Below are 24,361 nucleotides of genomic sequence, written 5' to 3' on the forward strand. Positions count from 1 at the left end.
ATTCACCTACAATCCTTTATTTTATTAAATCGATGCTACCGCATTTTCCACCACAGCCCATTGCACAGCTGCTGCAATCATGCTCTAAATTCTTAGCCTGACCATTTGTTCTCTTCAGGTTAATGTAATTTATAAGGGTCATTAACACTCCTAGTGCAAAGAATGCTCCTGGTGCTAGTATCATAATTGCTGCTGGTTGATAGCTAGCAGGCATGATCTGTAATCCAAGGATAGTTCCATTACCGATGATTTCTCTTACTACTCCTACCGCAAATAAAGAAGCAGTAAATCCAAGTCCCATACCTATAGCATCAAAAATGGAGGCAACTATACCATTTTTAGCTGCATAAGCTTCTGCTCTTCCTAGAATAACGCAGTTAACAACAATCAGTGGTATGAATATCCCTAAGGATTTATATAAGGAAGGTAGGAATCCCTCCATAAGCATGTCTACTACAGTTACAAAGCTTGCAATAATAACAATGTAAGCTGGAATTCTTATCTTGTCAGGAATTACTTTTCTTAAAGCAGAAATAAGAAAGTTGGAAAATATTAAAACTAAGGTTGTAGCAGCGCCCATACCTACAGCATTTTCTGCACTGGAGGTTACTGCTAAGGTAGGACACATAGCTAGTACTTGTACAAAAATAGGGTTTTCTGTTATAACTCCATTTTTAATTCTCTCTATATATTTTTTCACTGTCCTCACCTACCTATTTATATTAGTATTGTAATAATCTAAAGCGTTATTAACAGCTTCAATAACAGCCTCAGAGCTTATTGTTGCTCCAGAAATAATATCAACTTGAACCTCATCAGCTGAGGATAAGCCTTGGAATTTTCCTGTAAAGTCATCCTCACAAATAAGATCTCCCAGACCTGGAGTTTCTGCTTGTTCTAAAACTTGTATACCTAATATAGTGTTACTGTTAATATCTATTGCAGTAGCCACAGTCATCTGGTCCTGAGCACCTTTCACTTCTGTTGTGATAATATATGCACCTATAGCACCATTGATCTTCACTTCATTAACTTCTTTAGCTAATTCTTTATCTAAGGAATCAATAGCTGTAAGCTCTCCACCTGATAAATTAAGCTTATCAAGATTTATTCCTGGCTTTTCTTCTACCACTTCTTCTCCCAAAATAGCACTCTTGTAGTATTTTACCGCAGCATTTACTCCAGTAACTACTGCTGTAGAAGATATACTAGCACCTGTTATTCCTTGAATTTCATAATCGTTACTACTTTCAGTTTTAACAAGCTTAAATTCCTCTTCAGTAGGTCTATCCTTAAATCTCTCTTGGAAATCTGCATTTTCTATCTTAGATCCAACGCCAGGAGTTTCTCCATGGGTTAGTATTTTAATCCCAGTTTCTACCCCTTCACTATTTATTCCTACAAGCATTTCAATATTTCCATGGAAACCTGGAGATGCAACCTTAACAATGTATCCAACAGTCTCATCCCCATTGGACGCTTCCATTACCTCAACTATATTTCCTTCATCAAAGGTTTCATAAACTTCTACAGATTCAGCCCCTGGTAGCAATGAAGCTAGCTCTTCAACACTGATTTTTGAGTTCATAGCTATAGCATCCTTTGTTGTAGCATTTGCCAGACCCAGAGCTATACCTGCTACAGCAGTGATCATAAGAAGTATTAATCCAAGCTTTAAGTTTTCCTTCATATTACACAGCCTCCTTTTTTGCTTTTGGCATTGTAAAGGAATCAATCATCGGTGTAAACAGGTTCATAAGCATTATTGCATAGAAAGCTCCATCGGAGTTATGACCTATTACTTTAAATAAAACGGTTAGTAACCCACAGCCTGCTCCAAAGATTATCTTTCCAACAGAAGTAACAGGTGTGGTTACAAAGTCATTAACCATGAATATACCAACAAGAAAAATATTACCTACCATTAAACCATCTATGACATTTCCCTTGAACAACCCATCAGCTCCAATAACAAAGCTAAAGAGTGCCACAGAGCCTAAGAAGGCTAAGGTTCCCTTACCATCTATTCTTCCTCTGAAAAGAAGGTATAAACCACCAATTATCAAAGCCAGTATGGATGCTTCACCGATATTTCCACTAGCATATCCAAGGAATATTTCCTTAAGGCTAGGTGTATATGCACTAGCACTAGCTGATGTTAACCCATCTGTAGCTGGCTGTATCAGCTGTGAAGTCCAGGAAGCAATGATAAATACCTTAGCTGTAGCTGCTGGATTTATAAAATTACCACCTAAACCACCAAAGCATTGCTTTAATATTATAATCACAAAAACTGTAGCAACTGCAGGAACCCAAGGGGCTACATAGCTTGGCATAATTAAAGAAATTAATATAGCAGTAACTGCTCCACTAAAATCCTCTAAAACAAACTCTCCCTTTACCACCTTATTCCAGAGTAATTCTGATAATAAAGCTGCACCTATTGTGGATGCATAAATAATTGCAGCATCTATGCCATAAAACCTAATTCCCATAAGCATAGCAGGTAATAAGGCTATTATTACATCTAGCATAATTGTTTTAACACTATCTTTCGCCTTTATATGAGGAAAGGCTGAAACTTTAAGTAATCTATTCTCCATTTTATAGTCCCCCTAAATGCTTATACTTTGGTTAAGTAGCTCTTACCTAAGGAAATCCTATGAGCTAAGCTGATCTTTGAAGGGCAGTAATAGGAACATAGACCGCATTCAACACAATCCATACCCTTATACTTTTTAAAATTATCTAGAGTATTTTTATTTGAATGCTTTACTAACTCCATTGGATAAAGCTGTACTGGGCAAACTCGTACACAGGCTCCACATCTAATGCAAGCTCTTTCTTTATCTAAACCCTTAACTTGTACATAGTCTATACTAGCCGTACCTTGGTTTACAGAAACTTCAGTACTAACTAACGCTTTGCCTGAAATAACTCCATTTCTGATGACCTTTTGATAATCACTTTCCTTAATATCTAAGGCCGTTGCTATATCCTTTATCTTTGTCCCTATCTTAACCTTTATAAGCTTTGTAAAGCTATCGTTAACTGATACAGAAACAATTTCCTCGGTTATAGGCTCGTTGAGGCATACTGCCTTATATATGCTCATTAAACTCTTAAACTCATCAACTATAACACTTCTCTCTGACTCTTTTGGGAAATTTTCCTTAACTAATAAACTGGACATATCATATCCATAGCTTTTATCAACCAACTTAAAATGCACAGAGGTGCATGTCCTCTCTAATTTCTCAAAATTATAGGAGGAAGCTTTGTCAAAGACAAAAAAAATAGAGGCATTTTTGTATGTGTCTTTAAGCACATTGACTGCTTCTAATATTTCCTTGGTAGATGCATTGAGATGATATGGTGTAGCTAACGTGCTTGAATCCCAATGAGTAGCATTGTAAATTATTGTAGTTACTTCATCTAAATCTCTATTATAGTTGTGATATAATTCGTTTCCCTTAGTATCTAGCAGGTGATATTTCTTTAATCCTTCTAACAAAGAGATTTTATCGTTATGTCCTTCTGTTAAACCGTTATAAACTGAATTAACCTTGTTATTCTCTATCAATATAGCAGCAGTTTTTCTACCTTTATAATCATAGCTATCAATCAGCTTTTTAACCTTTCCAGAAACAGAACTATATAAAAAACCTTCTGGAATGAGAGTGCTTTTAGCAATTGCCATACCAACCTCTATCTCATCCCCAACCTTAACAGTAGGCTTATAAACGTTATCATTTCCTAAAATTAGGTTATATACCACTTCTTCTCCAGCATCAATAACCTCTAAATTTAGGGAATCAAGCCTATTATTAATAAGTACTTTTTCTCTTTTGAAAAGCCCCACAAAAACTCCTCCTTAAAGCTAAAATCGTTAAGTACAATCCTTTTCCCGTATATATTAACATACACTTAACATATTTACAAGTTATTACATATTTTTTAACAAAGTTTATAAATTCATTATATAAATTCATCCAATTTTTACATATGAATAACCTTTACATCGGATTAATTTCTTTTTTTATCCTTTTATGTATGTTAATTTTTTAACTAAATTTCTATTTATAGAAGCTCTTGACTAGCAATTTAATAATAAATTTTAATACAATATACACACAATAAAAAAAAGCTGCATTAAATGCAGCAAGTAAAAAAATCCTACGATGCCTAAAGGCATTTATATTATAGCCAAGGCTAGCTATTTTTTATACGTTTCAATAATAATAAATTAATAATTTTTATAATTGTTTTCTAAAAAAAATATTTATGCTTTAATATAATTATATATAACCTTATATGCAGTAAAAGAAAAAACACTCACATAAAACAAGAGGTGATTAAATGAATTTTATTAAGGTTAGTTCTGCTTGTCCAATAACTAAGGTAGCTGATGTAAGCTACAATATAGAGAATATAAAGCTTTGTATTGAAAAGGCATTAAAGGAAAAATCGAAAATGATTGTTTTTCCTGAGCTTTCCATTACCTCCTACAGCTGTGGTGACTTGTTTTTACAAAAAGAGCTCTTAAATAAGTCCCTTAACGGTATTGAGGAGCTGTGCTCTTATAGTGTTGACAAGGATATATTAATAGCTGTAGGCGCTCCTTATGAATATAACTATACTCTCTATAACTGCTCCTTTGTAATTTTTAAAGGAAAACTTTTAGGTATAGTTCCTAAAACTCATATACCTAACTATAGTGAATTCTATGAAAAACGTTGGTTTACTGGCGCCAAAACTATGCATACAGATATGGTAAATTTACCCTTTCAAAAGTCTGTCCCCTTTGGTACAAATATTATATTTAATTCTGGAGAAGCAAAGTTTGCCTTTGAAATTTGCGAGGATCTATGGGTTACTATTCCTCCTAGCTCCTTTTTAGCACTTCTAGGAGCTAATATTATTGGTAACCTATCTGCTTCTAACGAATTGGTTTCAAAATATTATTACAGAAAGGACCTTGTAGCTTCTCAAAGTGCTAGAGCTATCTGTTCCTACGTTTATTCCTCTAGTGGCGTGTATGAATCTACTACAGATTTATTATTTAGTGGTCATTTATTGATAAGTGAGAATGGTACTATTTTATCTGAAAACGAACGGTTCCAAAGAGAAAATGAAATTATCACTGCAATTATTGATCTTGATAAGCTTTCCTCTGAGAGAAGACGTAATCTTAGCTACAGGGACAATATAGCATTGTTTAGCTCCCCCATAACAGAAGTTAGCTTCACCTTTGACAGCCTAGAAATCGGAGAATTCAATCGATATATATCAAAGCATCCTTTTGTCCCATCCCGTGAGGATACTAGACAGGAACGCTGTGAGGAAATATTAAATATTCAAGGCTCGGCTTTAGCAAAGCGATTAGAACATACGGGAGCTAAAAAGGTTGTTATTGGTATTTCTGGCGGATTGGATTCCACCTTAGCTCTAATAGTTGCTGTTAAGACCTATGAGCTTCTTAAGCTTCCTATGGAAAATATTATTACAATAACCATGCCAGGCTTCGGCACAACTGATAGGACCTATAATAACGCCATTAATCTTTGCACTAAGCTTGGAACTACCCTAAAAGAAATAAATATCGTTGAAGCCTGCCTTAAGCATTTTGAGGATATAGGTCATGATCCTTCCATCCATGACGTTACCTATGAAAATGTTCAGGCAAGAGAAAGAACACAAATATTAATGGATTACGCTAATAAGGAGAGTGCTATCCTCATAGGTACTGGCGACCTTTCAGAGCTAGCCTTAGGTTGGTGTACATATAATGGTGACCACATGTCAATGTATTCTGTAAACTGCTCTGTCCCCAAAACCCTTATAAGGTATTTAGTTCAGTATGCTGCAGAGTTTAAACTTCCTGGGGAGATAGGTGATATTTTAATGGATATTCTATATACGCCAGTTAGTCCTGAGCTTCTTCCTAAAGACGATAAAGGAGATATAGTCCAGAAGACTGAAGATATAATAGGTCCTTACGAGCTCCATGATTTCTATCTATATTATTTTGTTCGCTTTGGTTATCCTAAGGAAAAAATAATATTCTTGGCAGAACAGGCATTTAAGGATAGCTATTCAAAAGATACAATCACTAAGTGGTATGAGGTATTCATAAGAAGATTCTTCACTCAACAGTTTAAGCGCTCTGCCCTTCCTGATGGACCTAAGGTTGGAACTGTTAGCCTATCCCCAAGAGGTGATTGGCGAATGCCATCTGATGCTAGCTTCTCCTCCTTCAAATAAAAATTTAGATTAACCCATTCCTAAGAAAAAAACTGCTGTATAAGCTTTAAGCTTTCACAGCAGTTTTATTTATATATATCTATTATTAACCCTTGTATTTCTTCAATAGTAGATGCTACCTTTAAATTCTCCTTTTCCTCACTGAGCAGAAGCTCAGTGAGCTCTCTAAGCTTTTCATCTATGGTATCTACTGTTATAAAGTATTGCGTTTGCCAAAAACTAATAGCTTTATTTACAGAACACATATACGCCAATACCTCTTTAAGATATTCCTGGATTAGTCTTTTATATTCCTTAACATCACTATAGCATTTTGTTATGGAAAGGCGGTTACCTTTTTTCTTTATTTCCTCTAAGCTCTTCTTTAATTCATCCTCATTACGTCTTTCCCTGGCGAGGTCAAAGCTCTGGGAGAAATCTTTTTTTGTTTTAATCTTCTTCCTATCTACAGCTATACTACTCCCTTTTCTTACGGAAGATATCTCCACTCTTTGTCAACCTCCTTCATTGGCCTTAAAAAATATTCTTCATTTCAATTAATATATTGAATATATATTTTATCGTAGAATTTTTAAAAATATTTATACCTATTCCTCCCCTTTATGTAAAATTGCCTTTTCTTTATATTCCTCCGCAGATACCCTAATACTATCTATTTCTTCTAAAGTAAGTGTTCTAATAACCTTTGCGGGAAAGCCATAGCATAATACTTCCTCAGGTATAATTTTATTTTCTGATATAAGAGAACCAGCGCCTATAATAGTATTTTTTCCTATATGTGCACCATTAAGTATTATTGCTCCCATCCCCACAATTACCTCATCCTCTATAGTACATCCATGGATAATTGCTCCATGTCCAATAGTAACATTTTTGCCTACAAAGGCTGGTTTATCCTTATCCGTATGAATCACTGCATTGTCCTGAACATTGCTGCATTCACCAATTGTTATACCCTCCTCATCTCCTCTAAGGACCGCCCCATACCAGACACTAGCCCTCTCATTTATGGTAACATTTCCTATTACTGTAGAATTTTCTGCTACAAAGGCTTCTGGAGAAATATTTGGATTCATGTTATTATATTTTTTTATCATAGAATATCACCTCGATATATTTTTTTGTTAACTACGAAATAACTAGGTAACTGTATTAATAATACATAAACAAAGTTTATATTTATATATTTATAGTTTTTACTTATTGAATAATATCATCAAATAATATATAATTTTTATATTCAACATATAGTGTGACAAATTTTAAAAACCACTATATATAGTGATTTAAATAATTGGGAGGTTGCTAAATGGCTGATATACATAGTCTCTTCAAAAGATATTATACTAAGGATTTGGAAAAAAATGAATCCTTAACTGTATTTGATTTATTTCAATGGAAAAAGGTAGACGTTCTTTTAAAAGATTACAAAACTGGTAAAACTTTAACAGAAATGAAAGACTTAGAATTCCCAACTCATTATTCACAGAACTCCTGTGACATAATAGCTTCTAAATATTTCAGGAGAGCTGGTGTTCCAACAAAGAGCGGTGCTGAAGAAAGCATGAGAATGGTTGCGGATAGGCTTGTGAGCTTTTGGCGTGATGCTCTCATTGAAGAAGGCATAATTAAGACTGAGGAGGAAGCTTCCATTTTCTATGACGAAATGGTTTATGGACTTTTAGCTCAGCTATATGCTCCTAATTCTCCTCAATGGTTTAATACTGGTTTAGCCTTAAAATATGGCATCAAAGGTTCTCCTCAAGGTAACTATTACTATGATGAAAAGCTGGGTAAGGTTGTAGAATCCCCAGATAACTATACTAGAACTCAAGCCTCCGCCTGCTTTATTGTTTCCGTAGAAGATAAGCTTCTTGGTGAACATTCTATATCAGAACAATTTGTTACTGAAACTAAGCTATTTAAAGGTGGTTCAGGAACAGGAACCAATTTCTCCTCTCTTAGAGCTGAAGGAGAAAAGCTATCAGGTGGTGGGGTATCCTCAGGTCTTATGAGCTTCCTAAAAGGCTTCGATAGGAATGCCGGTGCTATTAAATCTGGTGGAACCACAAGAAGAGCCGCTAAGATGGTATGTATAGATATTGACCATCCTGAAATAGAAGAATTTATGAGCTGGAAGGCCAATGAAGAGGATAAGGTTAGAGCTCTCATAAAAATGGGCTATGATTCAGACTTTAATGGAGAGGCTTATGCTACGGTTTCTGGTCAAAATAGCAATAACTCCATAAGAATATCCGATGAATTTATGCAAAAGGTTACTGATTTACACAAGGATCCAGAATCAGAGATAGAGCTAAAAGGAAGACTTGATGATTCCGTAAACAGAAAGGTTAAGGTCAAGAAGCTTTGGGATTTAATGAACGAATCCTCCTGGAAGTGCGCAGATCCTGCTCCACAGTTCAATGATACCTTTAATGCATGGCATACTTGCCCTGGTGGAGAAGATGGTGATTACTTTGCAAAGCATAATCAATTAAATTCCACAAACCCTTGTGGAGAGTATGCTTTCTTAGATGATACCTCCTGTAATCTTTCTTCAATAAATCTGTATAATTTTTACGATGAGAAGACTAATACCTTTGATATGGAGGGCTATCTGCACATTATATCCTTTAATCAATTACTTCTGGAAGCATCCATCCAGTGGGGTCAGTATCCAACTAAGGATATAGCAAGAAAAACCTATAACTTCAGAACAACTGGTCTTGGAGTAGCTAATTTAGCATCACTTTTAATGGTAATGGGCCTCCCTTATGATTCCGAAAGAGCAAGAACTCTAGCCAGCTCCCTTGCTGGAATCCTCACAGGACAATCCTATTATGTTTCTTCTCTCATGGCTAAGGCCGTAGGACCTTTTGCTATGTATGATATCAATAAGAATCATATGCTGAGAGTAATCCATAATCATGCTATTGCTGCTGGTTCTATCAAAGGTGACTTTATTGATATTAACGTAAAGCCTTATATGGTGGATCACAATCTATTAGAGCTTATGAACTTAGATAGCTTCAGCGAAACCTTAAAAAATGTTTGGGTTAATGCTTTAGAGTCCGGAAAGCAAAATGGCTATAGAAATGCTCAAGTTACTGTTGTTGCACCTACAGGTACAATTTCCTTTGCAATGGATTGTGGAGCTACTTCCATAGAACCTTTCTTCAGTCATATAGTATATAAGAAGCTTGCTGGCGGAGGATTTATGACTCTAGTAAATCCTGTTATAGAATTGTCTCTTAAAAATCTTGGATATACCAGTCAGGAAATTAAGGATATACTGAATTATATAACTAGAACTGAAAAGGTAGAAAAAGATGGCTATGAATACGAAAAACTGGTAGATGGTAAGATAGAAGGAGCTCCTCATCTTAAGGAAGAGCATTATTCTGTATTTGATACTGCAAATACCTGTGGTACTGGTAGCAGATTTATAGCTCCAGAAGGCCATGTAAAGATGGTAGCTGCACTATCTCCACTTATATCTGGTGCTATATCAAAGACTGTTAATCTGCCAAAAACAGCAACAGTAGAGGATATAAAAAATATAACAATACTTTCTTGGAACTTAGGAGTTAAGGGAATAACTATATACAGGGATGGCTGTAAGGCCAGTCAGCCTCTTAACACCTCTATGGATGAAGAAATAGATAGTAAGCTTGAGGATTTAAGCTACAATGACCTTTTGAAAAGGGCAGAAGAATTGAATTCCAATCTTATCAACTATAAGAGAAGAGCTAAGCCTCAAGGGGTAAGGTACGGAAAAACTCATCCTGCACAAATAGACGATGTTAAGATATACACCACTGTTAACAGAAACGAAAATGGAGAAATTATTGAAATATATATTTCCACCGATAGAGAAGGAACTATTATTACAGGGCTTCTGAACTCTCTCTCAAAATCAATTTCAGTTATGCTTCAATACCATGTACCACCTCAGGACATTTCAAGAATGCTTAGAGGTCAGATGTATGAACCACATGGTTTTGTTCAGAGACACCCTTATATAAAATACGTATCATCAATTTCCGATTTAATAAGCAAAATTATAGATATAGAACTAGGTGATTATACTAGGTGCCAGGTGAAGCCGGAAGGCTTTGAAAAGAACCCTTCATCTGAAATAGCAGCTTCAACCCCAGTAACCTCTACAATAGAAGCATCTCCTATAAAAGTAGAAGAGCCAAAGACAGCTGAAAACACTTCTTCTGATGATAATACTTCATCAAAGGGAGAAAGAGTATATGGCAGCGTATGCCCAACCTGCTCAAGTACTCGTATGGTTCGTAATGGAACCTGCATGCTTTGTCAGGATTGTGGTTCCACTACAGGCTGTAGCTAAATTTATCTTTTATAAAAGAGATTATAAAGGTACTATTCTTTATAATCTCTTTTCTTTTATATCAAAGATAATATATGAATCATATAATGTATAATGAACACTACCTAGGAGCTTTTTTTATGGATAAAAAAGCAAATAATCATTATTTAAATCTAAGACATTATTACGGCATCCCTCACTGCCATACAAATTATTCAACAGGAAAAAGCTCTCCTACGGAGGCTATAGAATATTCAAAAAAGAATAAGCTTGATTATATATTCATAACGGATCATAACAACTATCTAGAAGATAATACCTTCTTTAAGAATAAGGTTATTTCAAAATGGCGATCCTTAGAAAAGATAATTAAAGGCAATCATAAGAAAAATAAGGAATTAATCATAATACGTGGTTTTGAAGTTACTACAACTTATGGCTGCGATATAAATTTGATTAACAGCAAGAGTTTTTTTACCGGTGAAATATCAGATTATAAAGCCCTTCTCTTATGGTTGATTCTAACTAAGGAATCAATTGGTGGCTTTAACCACCCTAACAAAAAAATATTTTCCTTACCCTATTCCAAAGAACTTAACAAATATATCCGCTATGTAGAGGTGGGAAATGGTATATATCCTCATAAATATAAAAGATATGATGAAATTTATTTTTCTCTTTTAGATAGAGGTTGGGAACTGGGCGCTATAAACAGCCAGGATAATCATAAGCTAAACTATGGTGACAGCCAAAATCTTACTGCTGTCATTTGCTCAGAATTAGACAAAAAAAGTATTATTAAAGCCTATAGTGAATTAAGAATCTTTTCTACAGAATCAAAAACCTTTACCCTATACTATTATATTAATGATATTTTAATGGGTGGCACCCTCCCCTATGAAGAGAACCTGATGTTAAACTTTAATATAATTTGTGAGGATAAGGAAAATAAAATTTACTCTGTAGAAATAATATCAAATGGAGGAAAAATAATAAAATCTATAGATAATCTAGAGCTTCACAGAGTTAGATATTTGTTTTCTATTCCCTCATTAGTAAATAATACTTATTATGTAGTGAGAGTTTATTTTGACAAAAAAAAGGAGAGAGAAGCATTAAGCTCACCAATATTCGTAAAATAATAAAAAGCTCTTAAAGAGCTTTTTATTTTTTATCTTTCGAGCTATACTTTACTCTATTAGGCTTTGCTTTTGGCCTAATTTTAATCTTCTTAGCCTCTTCTTTTTTTAGTTTAGTTAAGTCAACAAACCATAAGAAGAGCACTACAAAAATTGCTGATTGAATCCCCATCCATATAGGTGTATTCAAAGATAAAAATGCTGGAGCTATTAAAACAACCATTGCTATAGAAAGAATAGCCCAACGATTTATCTTAAGCTTATAAAGAACATATTTGTTCAAAAAATTATAAGCTATGAAGGTTCCTAAGGATAAGGCGATTATAAATAGAATCCATATAAATGTATCCAAGCTGATCTTCCTTTCCTGTTGATATTTCTAATCTTCGATATAATCCCCACTACTATATTATTTTAATAAGCTATAATTATCAATAGCTTATTAGAAATCTATAAATTATTTAATCTCCTATCACATATTTTAGAATAATATCTATGCTTGTCCCCCTCTTTACAAATTCATTTGGATTTATACTTTGTTCTGATACCATACCCTCACCACTGAAATTACCTTGAAGGTTCAGCTTATTTAATAACTCTAATGCACTCTGCTTGCTATAACCTCTTAAATCTGGTACTACTACATCTTTATTATAATCACTGCCATCTCCTAGATATATATTTATCTCTGTGCCTTCTTTAACTGAATATCCAGGTTTTGGACTTATATCCATAATATAATTTCCGCTGCCTTCAGCTTCATAATTTAACCCTTCTTTTCTAAAAGCCTCTATAGCATCTTCAGCAGGTATACCCCTAAGATCTGGGATTACAACTTCTTTTTGAATATTCTTTGCTATACTTTCTAAGCTTCCCTCTGGACTGATGGATATATAATTAAAAATATCATTAAATACCATCTTAGCATAAGGAGCAGCCACTTGGCTTGCATAATATTCCCCATTGCTAGGTTCATCAATAGTAACCATCAAAGTAATCTGTGGATTATCTGATGGAGCCATGCCAGCAAAAGAGGAAATATATTTTCCATCTCCATAATGTCCATTAATTACCTTCTGTGCTGTTCCAGTCTTTCCGGCTATCCTATAGCCTTCTATATAGGTTGTAGATGAAGATCCTTCTGTAACCACTCTTTCCAAGTGACTTCTTAATACCGATGCATTACTCTCTTTAATTATCTGTTCCTTTCGAATATTATCAAAGACACTATCTACAATAAGAGTTTCATTATCATCTGTATGAACAATCTCCTTTAAAATATGAGGAGTAATCCAGGTACCACCATTAGCTATAGAGTTTAAAGCAGCCATATACTGAATAGTATTTAAAGTATTAGTGTGTCCAAAGCTAATAGTAGCTAAATCAGAATCAGCCATATCTTCTAGAGGCTTTATGATTCCAGTTGCTTCACCAGGTAGATCTATTCCTGTTTCCTTGCCAAATCCAAATAAGGTTATGTACTCCTGGAGCTTCTCTTTCCCGATTAAATTTGCTAACTGTATGAAACCCATATTGCAGGAATTTTTGATAATATCTGAAAAGCTCTGAGAGCCGTGTCCTTCAGTCTTCCAACATCTTATTGTTTGGCCATCTATTACTGTACTACCAGAACAAGTAAATGTACTGCTATCATTCACTACTCCCTGCTCCATGGCAGTAATTGCAGTAATTACCTTGAATATAGAGCCAGGCTCAAAGGTATCACTCACTGCTCTATTTCTCCACCTTTGTTGAAGTTCATCATAGCTATTAGCTCCGTTTCGCGGGTTATTAGCATCATAATCAGGCTTATTTACAAGGGCTAATATTTCACCATTGTTTGGATTCATAACTATTATTGTAACAGCCTTGGCTTTATTTTCTTCAAAAGCCTTTTCAGCAGCTTTTTCTGCATAATACTGTATATTTTCATCTATGGTAAGTACCAAATCTTTACCGTTTATCGGCTTAGTATATTGCACTGTGGTATAGGGAAGAGATTGCTTATTCATCCCCATTTCCACTAGCCTAGCTCCAGGGGTACCTTCCAATATATTGTTATACAAGTATTCAAGGCCTGTTAATCCTTCTCCATCATTTCCTGTAACCCCCATAACATGGGAAAGAAAACTGTTATTAGGATAATACCTAACTGTATCATTAGAAATAACCACTCCACTAATCTTAAGCTCCTTTACAGCGTCAGCTTTATCCTTTTCTACTTTTCTTTGAAGAACGGCGTATGTAGCAGCAGCTCCATTTTCGTCTTTTAAATTTAGCTTCTCTAATATCTGGGAGGGATCAATCTGCAATGCCTCAGCCAACTGGTTAGCAATAATATTTTTATCTATTTTCTCTTTTTTATCATTTAAATTATTATTTATTATAAAAGCATCTATTGCGCTGAGATCCAAATCAATCCTATAAACATCTCCACTAATAGCAAGTTCATTATAATTTGTATCCAATATTCTTCCTCGCTTACCATTTATGATTAAACGGTTTGTCCACTGTTCAGAAGCCATGGCTCCATATTCATTCCCTTTTACAATCATTAAATAAACAAGCCTTCCTCCTAATACTGAAAATAAAAGAATGGCTAACCCTAACATTACCAGTATATAATTTTTACGTATAGCTTCTTTAGTTTTCTTCAACGCCATAGAAAGCCCTCCCATATAAGGAAATTTTGTTATGTATTACTTGTTTACTTAATCTATTATTATAAAATATTTAGTTTAATTATATGATAAAGATAACAATACATCAACTTATTCCATTTAATACATTTTAATTATGTTTTGTTATTTTATACATAATCATCATATTACATCGCTATTTATCTATCTATCCTGCATATTATCTAGATTTACATCTCTATATTTTCTTCCATTTTAGCCTATTTATAAATATTTTATAAGTAAAAGGAAAAAAATTATTACTATTTTCCTAGTAACCTATTATTTTTTTTGATAAAATATAAATATAGAGTATGAAATTGTAACTAATATATTTTTAATGGGGTGATTTTGTGTCAGTATCTCACATTAACCAGCTTGATGATTTGGACTTGCAAATACTTGATATATTGATTAAGGATTGTAGAACACCATACCTAGAAATTGCCAGAGTTTGCCACGTGAGCGGTGGAACAATTCATGTAAGAATGAAGAAAATGGAGGATTTAGGTATAATCAAAGGTACACGTATTCTTCTAGATCTTCCAAAGCTTGGCTATGACGTGTGCTGCTTTGTAGGAATCTATGTAGATAAGACTTCTTCTTTTTCCTATGTAATAGAAGAAATGAAAAATATCAAGGAAGTAGTAGAGCTTCATTTAACCACAGGAAATTATTCTATTTATGCTAAGGTAGTATGTAAGAGCATATCTCATCTTCAGGATTTATTAATGAATAGCATAAATACAATTCAGGGAATTCAGAGGACTGATACCTTTGTATCATTATCTCAACCCATAGATAGAAATATCCATCTTTAATATTTTTATACTTATAAAAAAACCTATGCTTATGCATAGGTTTTTAATTTATGTAAATACTAAATTACAAGCATATTAGATACAAATATGGCTTCATTTTATTCAACCACAGGAGGTAATTAAATGAAAACATTAGATGTAATTGCTCTCACATTGGTTATTATAGGTGCTGTTAACTGGGGGCTAATAGGATTTTTCAGCTTTGACTTAGTTGCAGCAATTTTTGGTGTTATGACAGGATTCTCAAGAGTGATATATGCTCTTATAGGATTAGCTGGCTTATATGCTATAACCTTTTACGGCAAGAATAACAGCAATAATCAATAATAATTATGAGCCTTCCACCAGGAAGGCTCCATCATTTTTATAATTCTTTAATCAGTCTAAATAATTCTACAGCAGCGTTTCTAGGTCCAATTTTTTCCATATTCTTTAAGGCTAGGGAAGTTTTTATTACTCCTACCTTAATATTCTCTTTAAAGCATTCCTCAAAATAATACTCTAGTAATTTATCCGTTTCTTTCTGCTTTTGATGAGGACCAAAAGGATTTGCAAAATATGATTTAACAAGCCCCTCCTCGGAAGTAGTGCCTTTAGCCAATCTTTTTCCTTCTTTAAAGGTAATAACGGCATCACCTGGTTCTTTAAATAACTCAATAGCCTTTTCGCCTTCCTTTACTTCAGAAAAATTATTTGCATATAACAAAAAGTCTACATTGTAGCCTCTCATTATTTCATCGTAGGTAGCTACAGGCATAACTAGTCTAGCATTAGTTTTGTCTGGATTCATAAAAATACTTTTATCTATCTCTTTAAAAGCATATCCTTGGTCTAAATCATCCAATCTAACAAAAGCTCCAATCTCCGTTCCATATGCTTTTATTTGATCTTTTTCCATTTTTAAAGTGCCCATATCGTCAAATACAATAGTCATATCACTAATATATTCCTCGCTCAAGCTTCTAAATGCCTCTAGGCTCTCTGACTTTCCTGCACCACTATCTCCTACTATGATGACATTCGCAGACTTGCCATTCTTCATCACTATATTAACCATAGCACCATGGATAGGAAGACAGCCTCTTTTTATCATCAACAGATTATGAAGAGTTAAAGTCATTTTTTTCATGTAACCAAAATAATCTATCTTATCTCCATAGCTTACATATCCAAGCATTATATCATTCTTTTCATCATCATAGAATACTGTTTTAACTTCCTCTGATGGGTCCTTTGCACCAAATACATAAATAATATCAGGCTTCTTCCCTCTATATTCTTCATCCTTAGCTATTTCAAAAAGATTACATAAGGATACACCATGATCCATAAAATCTCTATGAAAATATATAAAAGCTAAAAGCTCTCCAACCTTAATGGGAAAGCAAAACCAATGTTCCTTATTTATTGAGCATCTAACTACTGGATTATAGTTTATTTCTTCAAAATAACCATCTCTCGTGTTCTTCTTTGGATAAGTAATAAAAGGGGTTTCAAGGCTTATTGTATCTATGAAAGGTATTCCTTCCAGCTGAGTATAATCATTTGGAATTGGCCACGGCATTTTCTTGATCAACAAGCTTGCATTACCACCAGCGGGGACCTGTCTATATACTTTAGGAACAATACCTAGAACATGCTTCTCTATGTTTCTATATAAATCTAATATTAAGTAAGAAAACTTAGTATTTGCTTCCTCAAAGGTTACAGAAGCAATTCCCTTATTAATTCTATTATTTTCAACAATTGTATATCTTTCAATTTTTCTCCAAAAGCTATAAATATCCTCTATAAGAGCTATAAGCTGTGACTTTTCTGTAAGGATTTTTTTGTAGCTGTGCTCCATGGTAATAATTTCATCAGCATTCATTACCGTAAGAAGCTGAAAGAGCTTAATTATATTATTTATCTTTTCATCATCGTTTTTTCCAGGTATCTCATCATTAATATATTTATATATATTAGAGTTCCTCTTTTTTCTTTTTTCTATATATACTGACATCAACCTATAAAAACCATTTGATCTTAATACCTTTTCCTGACTATCACAGTAAAGTACAGAAAAATTCATCATAGCTTTATCATTACTAAACGAAAATTCTTTGATCATCTCATCCTCCAAATTCCAAATATTATTGTTTGAATTTCATTTATTGCATTTATTACTATAATAAGCTAATTATATCACAGTATCTGCAGCCATCATATGATAATTCTTCATTTTTTAGTAAATTAAGAAGAATAAAAAAACACCTCCCAGCTAACTGGGAGGCAAGAATTATAAATATTTACTTATATTTTCTCTAATAATCTCGGTCAGGTTATTCTGTTCCTCCTTAGAGATATTCTCTGTATAAATCGGTTCTAGAAAGGTAATTTTAACTCTAGCAGAAACTAATCTTCCCTTCTCCTCAAGACCCTTATAGCTGCCGGAAATCGCTACAGGAACTATAGGCTTCTTAGAGCGTATAGCTAGTCTTAAGCTACCCTTTTTAAATTCTTTTATGGCACCATCCTTTGCCCTGGTACCTTCCGGAAATATTCCCATAGATGTCCCTGACTTTAAAAGCTCTATGCCATGATTTATGGTTTTTATTGCTTCTCTATTATTGCTTCTATCTAGAAATAAACAGTTTAAAGCCCCAACCCATCCCCTAAGAATAGGTATCTTCTTAAGCTCCTTCTTGGCTACAAAGGCAATGGGTCTCTTCACAGCATCTATTAAAAGAGGTACATCTAATATACTTTGATGATTGGCAACAAACAAACAATTTTCAGATGGTATATTATCTAATCCGTAAGCGTCATAACTCATATTTATTACCTTTAAGGTGTGTCTGCTCCAGTTTAAAGCTACCTTATTTTTGTATTCCTCCGCTGCCTTCTCTCCTTTAAACCTAAGTAAAAAATTGAGTTTAATCAATCTTATCCCCATGAATAACATATATAGGATATAGTAAATGCCTATTATTAAAGTTTTCAAGTAATCACATCCCATCAAATCGTCAAAGTTTATTATACTCTATTAATCACCAGTGTTTCAATAATAACTAGTATAGTATGTAACAGTTTATCTAAATCCGTCAATACTAGTAGTAGCGCAGTAATTTTTTTTAAGGAGAAAATATGAAAAAAGTACTCTTAGCCTTTATAATACTTATTTTGATGGTTTCAAGCATAGGATGCATTAAAAATCATTACAATAAATTGTATCCTTTGAATATATCCTTTATAGATGTAGGTCAGGGAGATAGTATATTAATACAGTACAAGAATAAAAATATATTAATAGATTCAGGTCCAGACTACAGCGAAAAGCATCTAATAAAATACTTAAAAGATAAAAGAATAAAAAAGCTGGATATGGTTATCGCAACCCATCCCCATGCGGATCACATAGGAGGAATGGATGGTATAATTAAGTCCTTTAAAATAAAGAGCTTTCAGGCACCAAAGGTATTAAGCAGTGATGAAAGCTTTGTAAACATGGTTAAGGCTTTAAGGGATAAGAATATATCTATAAATACAATAAAGAAAGGTAAAAGTATTGCATTAGATAAAGAGGCACAAATAAATTTTCTCTCTCCTTCTGAAGCTAGCTATGATAATATTAATAACTACTCAGCAGTGGCATTATTAACCTATAAGAACACCACCTATCTCTTTACCGGTGATGCTGAAGAAGCCATTGAAAATGAGCTTATCAGCGATTATCCAAAGCTTAAGGTAGATTTGATTAAGTTGGGTCATCATGGAAGTAAAACCTCCAGCACCGATTCTTTTTTAAGAGCATTAGCACCTAAAATTACTGTAATAAGCTGTGGCCTTGGTAATGACTATAATCATCCATCTCCTATAATTCTAGATAGGTTAAGGAAGCTAAATATTAAAGTATTACGAACAGATACCATGGGAACTATAACAATTATTAGCAATGGTAAAGATATTATCATTCCTTAGGATATATTGACATAAAAATTACCCTAGTTTATGATAGTTAATAGGTAAAATCCATTGATACAAAGATATATTTCTTAAGCATTTTACATCCTTAAGTAAATAATACGCATTATATAGGAGTGAATAAAATGAATAATAAAATCAGAACCAGGTTTGCCCCCAGCCCAACAGGCTATATGCATATAGGTAATTTGAGAACAGCATTATATGCTTATCTCATAGCTAAGCACGAAGATGGTGACTTTATTCTTAGAATTGAGGATACAGATCAAGAACGTTTTGTTGAAGGAGCAACAGATGTAATCTTTAAGACCTTAAAGGATACTGGCTTAATACATGATGAGGGTCCAGATATAGGTGGAGAATTCGGTCCCTATGTTCAGAGTGATAGAAAAGGTATCTATTTAGACTATGCTAAGGAGCTAATAAAAAAAGGCCAGGCATATTACTGCTTTTGCGATAAGCATCGTCTAGAATCATTAAAAGAAGGCTTAGAGGATAATCATCAAAATCCAAAATACGATAAGCACTGCCTGCATCTTTCTAAGGAAGAAATAGAGGAAAAGCTAAACAGCGGTATGCCTTATGTAATAAGACAAAATAATCCAACAGAAGGAAAGACAGAGTTCCATGATGTTATATACGGCACTATATCTGTTGACAACTCAGAATTGGAAGATATGATACTTATTAAATCCGATGGACTTCCAACATATAATTTTGCCAATGTGGTAGATGATCATCTTATGAAAATCACCCATGTGGTAAGAGGAAGCGAATATCTATCCTCTTCACCTAAATACAACAGGCTTTATGAAGCCTTTGGCTGGGATGTGCCTATATATGTTCACTGCCCACCTATCATGAAGGATGCACAGAACAAGCTGAGCAAAAGAAATGGAGATGCTTCCTTTCAAGATCTAATAGCACAGGGTTATCTCAAGGAAGCGGTACTAAACTATATTGCTCTACTTGGTTGGAATCCAGGAACTAACGAGGAAATATTCTCCCTGGAAAGGCTAGTAGAAATATTTGATTATAAAAACATCAATAAATCCCCTGCAATATTTGATGTAGTGAAGCTTAGATGGATGAATGGCGAATACATCAAAAACCTTTCCTTAGATAAATTCCATGAAATGGCAACTACTTATTACGAAGGAATACTACCAGAACATGTTAAGAGCTACAAAATATCTGAGCTCCTTCATACAAGGGTAGAAATACTTAGTGATATACCAGAAAAGATTCAATTCTTTAAAGCTCTACCTGAATATAACACAGATATTTTTGTTCATAAGAAAATGAAGACAACTATAGAGAATTCTATAGAAAATTTAGAAGCTATATTACCAAGCCTTGAAGCCTTAGAACAATGGAATGAGGATACCATAGCTTCCCTTGTCACTTCCTATGCTACAGATAAAGGTATTAAAAATGGTCTTATAATGTGGCCTATTCGCTCTGCCTTATCTGGTCTTCAAAGCTCTCCTGGTGGATATGTAGAGCTCGCTGACATCCTCGGAAAGGATGAATCAATTAAAAGAATAAAAATAGCTATAGAAAATCTAAAAAAATCAATATAGTATTTCCAACTAGTTAACTATATACTTTCATTACAAAAAACAAAACCTGTATGATTTCATACAGGTTTTGTTTTTAGCCCCCGATAATAGAAGCCAAAATTATGGGTTTGTTGTTATTGTATCCCAGTTTAATACAATGTGAAATAAGTTTACTACATCCTGTTCATTATATTGAAGGATTTTATCAATCTTTTCACCAGGCATCCTTACTATATAGTCCTTATCCTTAATCACCTTGCTGAAGGTTTTTGCAAGATTTGAGCCACTTATCAGCTCCCCTTCTCTTTCAATTCCGAACTTTTTCTCTAAAGCCTTTAACCCAATACTTTCTTTAAATTTCTTTTCATATTCCTTCTGAATATCCACATGAATAAAATGGTCCAAAATCTTAAAATCTATTTCAAACTTATCCAGTAAATAATTGATTACATGAAAATCATTATTTCCTGAAAAAGTAATTATGTATTTCTTCCCCTTCATTATCATATCTTCAAAGTATTTTTGAGCTAAATGTAGTATTTCCACGCTCTCTCTTCTATTTTCAATCATATACTGTGTACATACTAGAGAGTTGCTTTCTTTTGAATAATAGCAGCAGCCAAAAACCCCTATGCATATAGGTTTCTTATATACATAATGCTCCAAATCAAAGAAGACTGCATCCTTAAATATGTCTCTATGTTCTTCTACAATAAGAGCATTGACATCGGTGAGGTTTACCACCTCTATTAAATTTTCTTTAACTATCACTATATCACTCTTTTCTCAAGTCTTCATATGTCTTATTATCTCACATTTTTATAAATATTTAAATAATTGATGAAATAAAGAATCTATATATATTCTTTTATAATGAATATACCTTATAAATAAAAAAATAGTCAAGGTTTATAAAGAATTTCCCCTGACTATTTTATTAATAATTACATTTTTTCTACAGTTTGAATACCTATTAGATTTAAAGCATTTTTTATTACCTGACAGGTAGCTCTTGTGAGTACAATTCTTGCCGCCTTAATACCGTCATCCTCTACATTTAAGACAGAGTGGCTATTATAGAATTTATTAAAGGCCTTTGCAACATCTATTACATATCTAGTAACCACTGAAGGCTCAGCTTTATCTATGGCTAGAAGAACGGCTTCTTGAAGCTTTGATAAAGTTTTGGCTAGTTCAAACTCCTCAGAGCTAACTAGCTTACTAAAGTCTGCTGAGGCATTGTGATCCTCAGTTTTCCTTAAAATACTCTTAGCTCTAGCATAGGTATACTGAACATAAGGCCCAGTTTCTCCATCAAAGGATAGCATTTCCTCCCAATCAAATACAATATCTCTTTCCCTGGAATTTTTTAAATAGGTAAATATCATTGCTCCTACTCCAACCTTTTCAGCTACCTCTTCCTTATTTTCCAGTGAAGGGTTTTTTTCATTAATTATTTCAAGAGTTTTCCCTATAGATTCTTTTAAAAGATCCTCTAGGAATATTACCTCACCCTTCCTTGTAGAGAGCTTTCTATCGGCAAATTTTACAAGACCAAAGCTTACATGACGACAATCTTGTGCCCAAGAATATCCCATTAGCTCAAGGGTTTTGAATACCTGCTTAAAGTGCAGAGACTGGTCCTTACCAACTACATATATATTCTGTGCAAAATCGTAGGTATCCTTTCTATATTTAGCAGCAGCTATATCTCTTGTGGCATATATAGTTGCTCCATCAGATTTAAGAATTATACAAGGTGGCATGTTATATTCATCTAAGTCCACAACTCTGGCACCGTTACTTTCAACAAGAAGCTCCTTATCTTTAAGCTCTAGAACTACAGCTTCCATCTTATCATTATAGAAGCTTTCCCCTGCATAGGAATCAAACTTTACTCCTAGCATATCATATACCTTCTGAAACTCCTTAAGAGAGAGCTTAGTAAATCTCTTCCATAACTCTGTAGCCTCGGCATCCCCTTCCTCAAGCTTTTTAAAATACATTCTGCCTTCATCCTCTAAGGAAGGATCTTTTTCTGCTTCATCATGGAACTTAACATAAATCCTTAAAAGCTCTTTTATAGGATCCTTTTCGAGGCTCTCTTCATCTATCCATCTCTTATAAGCTGAAATCAGCTTACCAAATTGCGTTCCCCAATCTCCTAAATGATTTACTCCAACGGAATTGTAGCCAGCAAAATTGAACATCCTATATAGAGCATTCCCTATGGAAGTAGATACTAAATGCCCTACGTGAAAAGGCTTAGCTATATTAGGTGAAGAATAATCAATTACAACATTTTTGCCCTGACCAACTTCAGAAGCACCGTAATTATCCCCCTTCGTCTCAATTTCACTAACAATTCCCTTAGTAAAGGCTGCCTTATCTAAAAAGAAGTTAAGATAGGCCCCTAAACACTCTATTTTTTCAAAGCCTTCATTATTTATATTCTCACTAAGCTCCTTGGCTATGATATTGGGTGCCTTCCTCATAACCTTTGCTAATTGAAAGCAAGGAAAAGCGAAGTCCCCCATATCTGCTCTGGGTGGTATTTCTATCAATCTTTCAATTGCTGTTAACTCCATATCCACAAAAGGTTCTATTCTAGCAGCAATAATGCTTTTATAATCCATTAATATTCCTCCTTATTAAAATATAAAAAACCGTCTCTTAATAAATTAAGAGACGGAATATCCGCGGTACCACTCTGATTGACTATATAAGTCCACTCTAGGGCTTTAACGGTGCCAACCGCCTTTACAATACTAATGCACCATAAAGGTTCTCCAAGGCTCTCTTCCTCTGACTTAGCTGCTGGAATCACACCCTCACCAGCTCTCTGTAAGCATACACCAAAGTACTCTTCTCTTCATAGAATAATTATTTTAGTCGCAATAATTATAATGGTTTATACTATTATTGTCAATATCAATACTGTGCATAGTTTACTCTTTATTATATTTTGCTATTAAAAACATAATATTCATTCCCTTTGAGGAAAACTTCTCTTCATACTCTGTCATGATGTTTTCCTGAAAATCAGAATTATGTAAATCAAAGGTATGATAAATCACCTGAAACCCTGACTCCTTAAAATAATCTAAGGATTCCTCAAATAACCCTTTATCGTCAGTCTTGAACCAAATCTCTCCTTGATTCTTAAGAAACTTCTTATACATAGCTAAAAATCTAGGATGGGTTAATCTCCTCTTCTTATGCCTTTCCTTAGGCCAGGGATTGCAGAAGTTTATAAAAATCCCAGTTATCTCATCCTCTTCAAAGACCTCTTCAATCCCAGCTATATTCATAGGAACAATTCTTACATTGCTAATCTCATTATCCTCTAGCTTTCTAAGAGCATATATAAGCACCTCATCCTTTAAATCTACTGCAACGTAATTATTGTCAGGATTATTTAAAGCCTTATGGGTAATAAATCTTCCTCTACCGCAACCAAGCTCTAAAAATATATCCTTATCATTATTAAACTCTTCTTTCCATCTCCCTTTATTCTCCGATGGTGTTATAACAACCTTAGGGCTCGCTTCCATCTCTGGTCTTGCCCACCATTTTTTCCTTAGTCTCATATAAGCCT

Annotated in this window: 20 protein-coding genes and 1 other annotated feature; of the genes, 7 read left to right on the forward strand and 13 right to left on the reverse strand. The window is 34.0% G+C overall.

All coding sequences use genetic code 11. The features are described 5' to 3' along the window. Positions 1-16: 16 nt before the first annotated feature. The 4 genes from rsxE to ACPWSR_RS17595 are packed head-to-tail and all read right to left on the reverse strand — an operon-like array spanning position 17 to position 3,862. Entirely contained in the window at positions 17-700 is a 684-nt protein-coding gene (gene rsxE / locus ACPWSR_RS17580) for an electron transport complex subunit RsxE (protein WP_426349523.1), read from the reverse strand. A gap of 9 nt (positions 701-709) precedes the next feature. After that, positions 710-1,690 carry an RnfABCDGE type electron transport complex subunit G gene (locus ACPWSR_RS17585; RefSeq protein ID WP_426349524.1) on the reverse strand — a complete coding sequence of 327 codons (981 nt, stop codon included), beginning with the start codon at positions 1,688-1,690 and terminating at the stop codon, positions 710-712. 1 nt (position 1,691) lies between these two features. Next, positions 1,692-2,603, reverse strand: a complete 912-nt coding sequence (locus tag ACPWSR_RS17590; RefSeq protein ID WP_426349525.1) for an RnfABCDGE type electron transport complex subunit D — start codon at positions 2,601-2,603, stop codon at positions 1,692-1,694. 20 nt (positions 2,604-2,623) lie between these two features. Then, positions 2,624-3,862 (reverse strand): 4Fe-4S dicluster domain-containing protein, encoded by a 1,239-nt coding sequence (locus tag ACPWSR_RS17595; RefSeq protein ID WP_426349526.1) that lies wholly within the window; start codon positions 3,860-3,862, stop codon positions 2,624-2,626. A 497-nt stretch (positions 3,863-4,359) separates the two neighbouring features. Here ACPWSR_RS17595 and ACPWSR_RS17600 point away from each other — a divergent pair, with 497 nt between their 5' ends. Then, positions 4,360-6,264 carry an NAD(+) synthase gene (locus tag ACPWSR_RS17600; RefSeq protein ID WP_426349527.1) on the forward strand — a complete coding sequence of 635 codons (1,905 nt, stop codon included), beginning with the start codon at positions 4,360-4,362 and terminating at the stop codon, positions 6,262-6,264. A 65-nt stretch (positions 6,265-6,329) separates the two neighbouring features. Here ACPWSR_RS17600 and ACPWSR_RS17605 read toward each other — a convergent pair whose 3' ends face one another. Both ACPWSR_RS17605 and ACPWSR_RS17610 read right to left on the reverse strand, forming a co-directional pair. Continuing rightward, a complete protein-coding gene (locus tag ACPWSR_RS17605) occupies positions 6,330-6,752 on the reverse strand; it encodes a YaaR family protein (protein WP_426349528.1) in 423 nt (140 codons plus the stop codon). Positions 6,753-6,851: 99 nt separating this feature from the next. Beyond that, a complete protein-coding gene (locus tag ACPWSR_RS17610) occupies positions 6,852-7,361 on the reverse strand; it encodes a gamma carbonic anhydrase family protein (protein WP_426349529.1) in 510 nt (169 codons plus the stop codon). A 212-nt stretch (positions 7,362-7,573) separates the two neighbouring features. On the opposite strand from ACPWSR_RS17610, the gene ACPWSR_RS17615 reads away from it, so the two are divergent. Both ACPWSR_RS17615 and ACPWSR_RS17620 read left to right on the forward strand, forming a co-directional pair. Further along, on the forward strand, positions 7,574-10,621 hold the full coding sequence (locus ACPWSR_RS17615; RefSeq protein ID WP_426349530.1) for a vitamin B12-dependent ribonucleotide reductase: 3,048 nt from the start codon (positions 7,574-7,576) through the stop codon (positions 10,619-10,621). 119 nt (positions 10,622-10,740) lie between these two features. Next, a complete protein-coding gene (locus ACPWSR_RS17620) occupies positions 10,741-11,742 on the forward strand; it encodes a CehA/McbA family metallohydrolase (RefSeq protein ID WP_426349531.1) in 1,002 nt (333 codons plus the stop codon). Between the two features lie 22 nt (positions 11,743-11,764). Here ACPWSR_RS17620 and ACPWSR_RS17625 read toward each other — a convergent pair whose 3' ends face one another. Together ACPWSR_RS17625 and ACPWSR_RS17630 are read right to left on the reverse strand one after the other, a co-directional pair. Then, positions 11,765-12,091: a hypothetical protein gene (locus ACPWSR_RS17625; RefSeq protein WP_426349532.1), complete on the reverse strand. Its 327-nt coding sequence runs from the start codon at positions 12,089-12,091 to the stop codon at positions 11,765-11,767. Between the two features lie 109 nt (positions 12,092-12,200). Continuing rightward, positions 12,201-14,402 carry a stage V sporulation protein D gene (locus ACPWSR_RS17630; RefSeq protein ID WP_426349533.1) on the reverse strand — a complete coding sequence of 734 codons (2,202 nt, stop codon included), beginning with the start codon at positions 14,400-14,402 and terminating at the stop codon, positions 12,201-12,203. 368 nt (positions 14,403-14,770) lie between these two features. On the opposite strand from ACPWSR_RS17630, the gene ACPWSR_RS17635 reads away from it, so the two are divergent. Continuing rightward, a complete protein-coding gene (locus tag ACPWSR_RS17635; protein ID WP_426349534.1) occupies positions 14,771-15,238 on the forward strand; it encodes an Lrp/AsnC ligand binding domain-containing protein in 468 nt (155 codons plus the stop codon). Between the two features lie 123 nt (positions 15,239-15,361). Beyond that, the gene (locus ACPWSR_RS17640; protein ID WP_426349535.1) at positions 15,362-15,565 is read left to right on the forward strand and encodes a DUF378 domain-containing protein; all 204 of its coding nucleotides are present in this window, start codon (positions 15,362-15,364) and stop codon (positions 15,563-15,565) included. A 37-nt stretch (positions 15,566-15,602) separates the two neighbouring features. On the opposite strand, the gene ACPWSR_RS17645 is transcribed toward ACPWSR_RS17640, so the two are convergent. Then, entirely contained in the window at positions 15,603-17,348 is a 1,746-nt protein-coding gene (locus ACPWSR_RS17645; RefSeq protein ID WP_426349536.1) for a phosphoenolpyruvate carboxykinase, read from the reverse strand. Positions 17,349-17,516: 168 nt separating this feature from the next. Beyond that, a complete protein-coding gene (locus tag ACPWSR_RS17650; protein WP_426349537.1) occupies positions 17,517-18,161 on the reverse strand; it encodes a lysophospholipid acyltransferase family protein in 645 nt (214 codons plus the stop codon). Positions 18,162-18,364: 203 nt separating this feature from the next. Here ACPWSR_RS17650 and ACPWSR_RS17655 point away from each other — a divergent pair, with 203 nt between their 5' ends. Both ACPWSR_RS17655 and gltX read left to right on the forward strand, forming a co-directional pair. Continuing rightward, positions 18,365-19,198 (forward strand): ComEC/Rec2 family competence protein, encoded by an 834-nt coding sequence (locus ACPWSR_RS17655; protein WP_426349538.1) that lies wholly within the window; start codon positions 18,365-18,367, stop codon positions 19,196-19,198. A gap of 128 nt (positions 19,199-19,326) precedes the next feature. Then, positions 19,327-20,784 carry a glutamate--tRNA ligase gene (gene gltX, locus ACPWSR_RS17660; RefSeq protein ID WP_426349539.1) on the forward strand — a complete coding sequence of 486 codons (1,458 nt, stop codon included), beginning with the start codon at positions 19,327-19,329 and terminating at the stop codon, positions 20,782-20,784. 99 nt (positions 20,785-20,883) lie between these two features. On the opposite strand, the gene ACPWSR_RS17665 is transcribed toward gltX, so the two are convergent. The 3 genes from ACPWSR_RS17665 to trmB form a co-directional block, all read right to left on the reverse strand. After that, the gene (locus tag ACPWSR_RS17665; RefSeq protein WP_426349540.1) at positions 20,884-21,534 is read right to left on the reverse strand and encodes a ribonuclease H-like domain-containing protein; all 651 of its coding nucleotides are present in this window, start codon (positions 21,532-21,534) and stop codon (positions 20,884-20,886) included. A gap of 173 nt (positions 21,535-21,707) precedes the next feature. Continuing rightward, the gene (argS, locus tag ACPWSR_RS17670; RefSeq protein WP_426349541.1) at positions 21,708-23,399 is read right to left on the reverse strand and encodes an arginine--tRNA ligase; all 1,692 of its coding nucleotides are present in this window, start codon (positions 23,397-23,399) and stop codon (positions 21,708-21,710) included. A gap of 45 nt (positions 23,400-23,444) precedes the next feature. Beyond that, positions 23,445-23,648 (reverse strand) — a binding site (T-box leader). Between the two features lie 63 nt (positions 23,649-23,711). Further along, positions 23,712-24,353, reverse strand: a complete 642-nt coding sequence (gene trmB, locus ACPWSR_RS17675) for a tRNA (guanosine(46)-N7)-methyltransferase TrmB (protein WP_426349542.1) — start codon at positions 24,351-24,353, stop codon at positions 23,712-23,714. Between the last annotated feature and the right edge of the window lie 8 nt (positions 24,354-24,361).

The sequence above is a fragment of the Alloiococcus sp. CFN-8 genome (assembly GCF_049943125.1).
GTDB lineage: Bacteria > Bacillota > Clostridia > Clostridiales > Clostridiaceae > JAEXZL01.

Coding starts and splice junctions, on each gene's coding strand:
- gltX (WP_426349539.1), top strand. CDS start 19,327: ATGAATAATAAAATCAGAACCAGGTTTGCCCCCAGCCCAACAGGCTAT.
- ACPWSR_RS17620 (WP_426349531.1), top strand. CDS start 10,741: ATGGATAAAAAAGCAAATAATCATTATTTAAATCTAAGACATTATTAC.
- argS (WP_426349541.1), bottom strand. CDS start 23,399: ATGGATTATAAAAGCATTATTGCTGCTAGAATAGAACCTTTTGTGGAT.
- ACPWSR_RS17640 (WP_426349535.1), top strand. CDS start 15,362: ATGAAAACATTAGATGTAATTGCTCTCACATTGGTTATTATAGGTGCT.
- ACPWSR_RS17615 (WP_426349530.1), top strand. CDS start 7,574: ATGGCTGATATACATAGTCTCTTCAAAAGATATTATACTAAGGATTTG.
- trmB (WP_426349542.1), bottom strand. CDS start 24,353: ATGAGACTAAGGAAAAAATGGTGGGCAAGACCAGAGATGGAAGCGAGC.
- ACPWSR_RS17610 (WP_426349529.1), bottom strand. CDS start 7,361: ATGATAAAAAAATATAATAACATGAATCCAAATATTTCTCCAGAAGCC.
- ACPWSR_RS17655 (WP_426349538.1), top strand. CDS start 18,365: ATGAAAAAAGTACTCTTAGCCTTTATAATACTTATTTTGATGGTTTCA.
- ACPWSR_RS17630 (WP_426349533.1), bottom strand. CDS start 14,402: ATGGCGTTGAAGAAAACTAAAGAAGCTATACGTAAAAATTATATACTG.
- ACPWSR_RS17590 (WP_426349525.1), bottom strand. CDS start 2,603: ATGGAGAATAGATTACTTAAAGTTTCAGCCTTTCCTCATATAAAGGCG.
- ACPWSR_RS17645 (WP_426349536.1), bottom strand. CDS start 17,348: ATGATCAAAGAATTTTCGTTTAGTAATGATAAAGCTATGATGAATTTT.
- ACPWSR_RS17585 (WP_426349524.1), bottom strand. CDS start 1,690: ATGAAGGAAAACTTAAAGCTTGGATTAATACTTCTTATGATCACTGCT.
- ACPWSR_RS17600 (WP_426349527.1), top strand. CDS start 4,360: ATGAATTTTATTAAGGTTAGTTCTGCTTGTCCAATAACTAAGGTAGCT.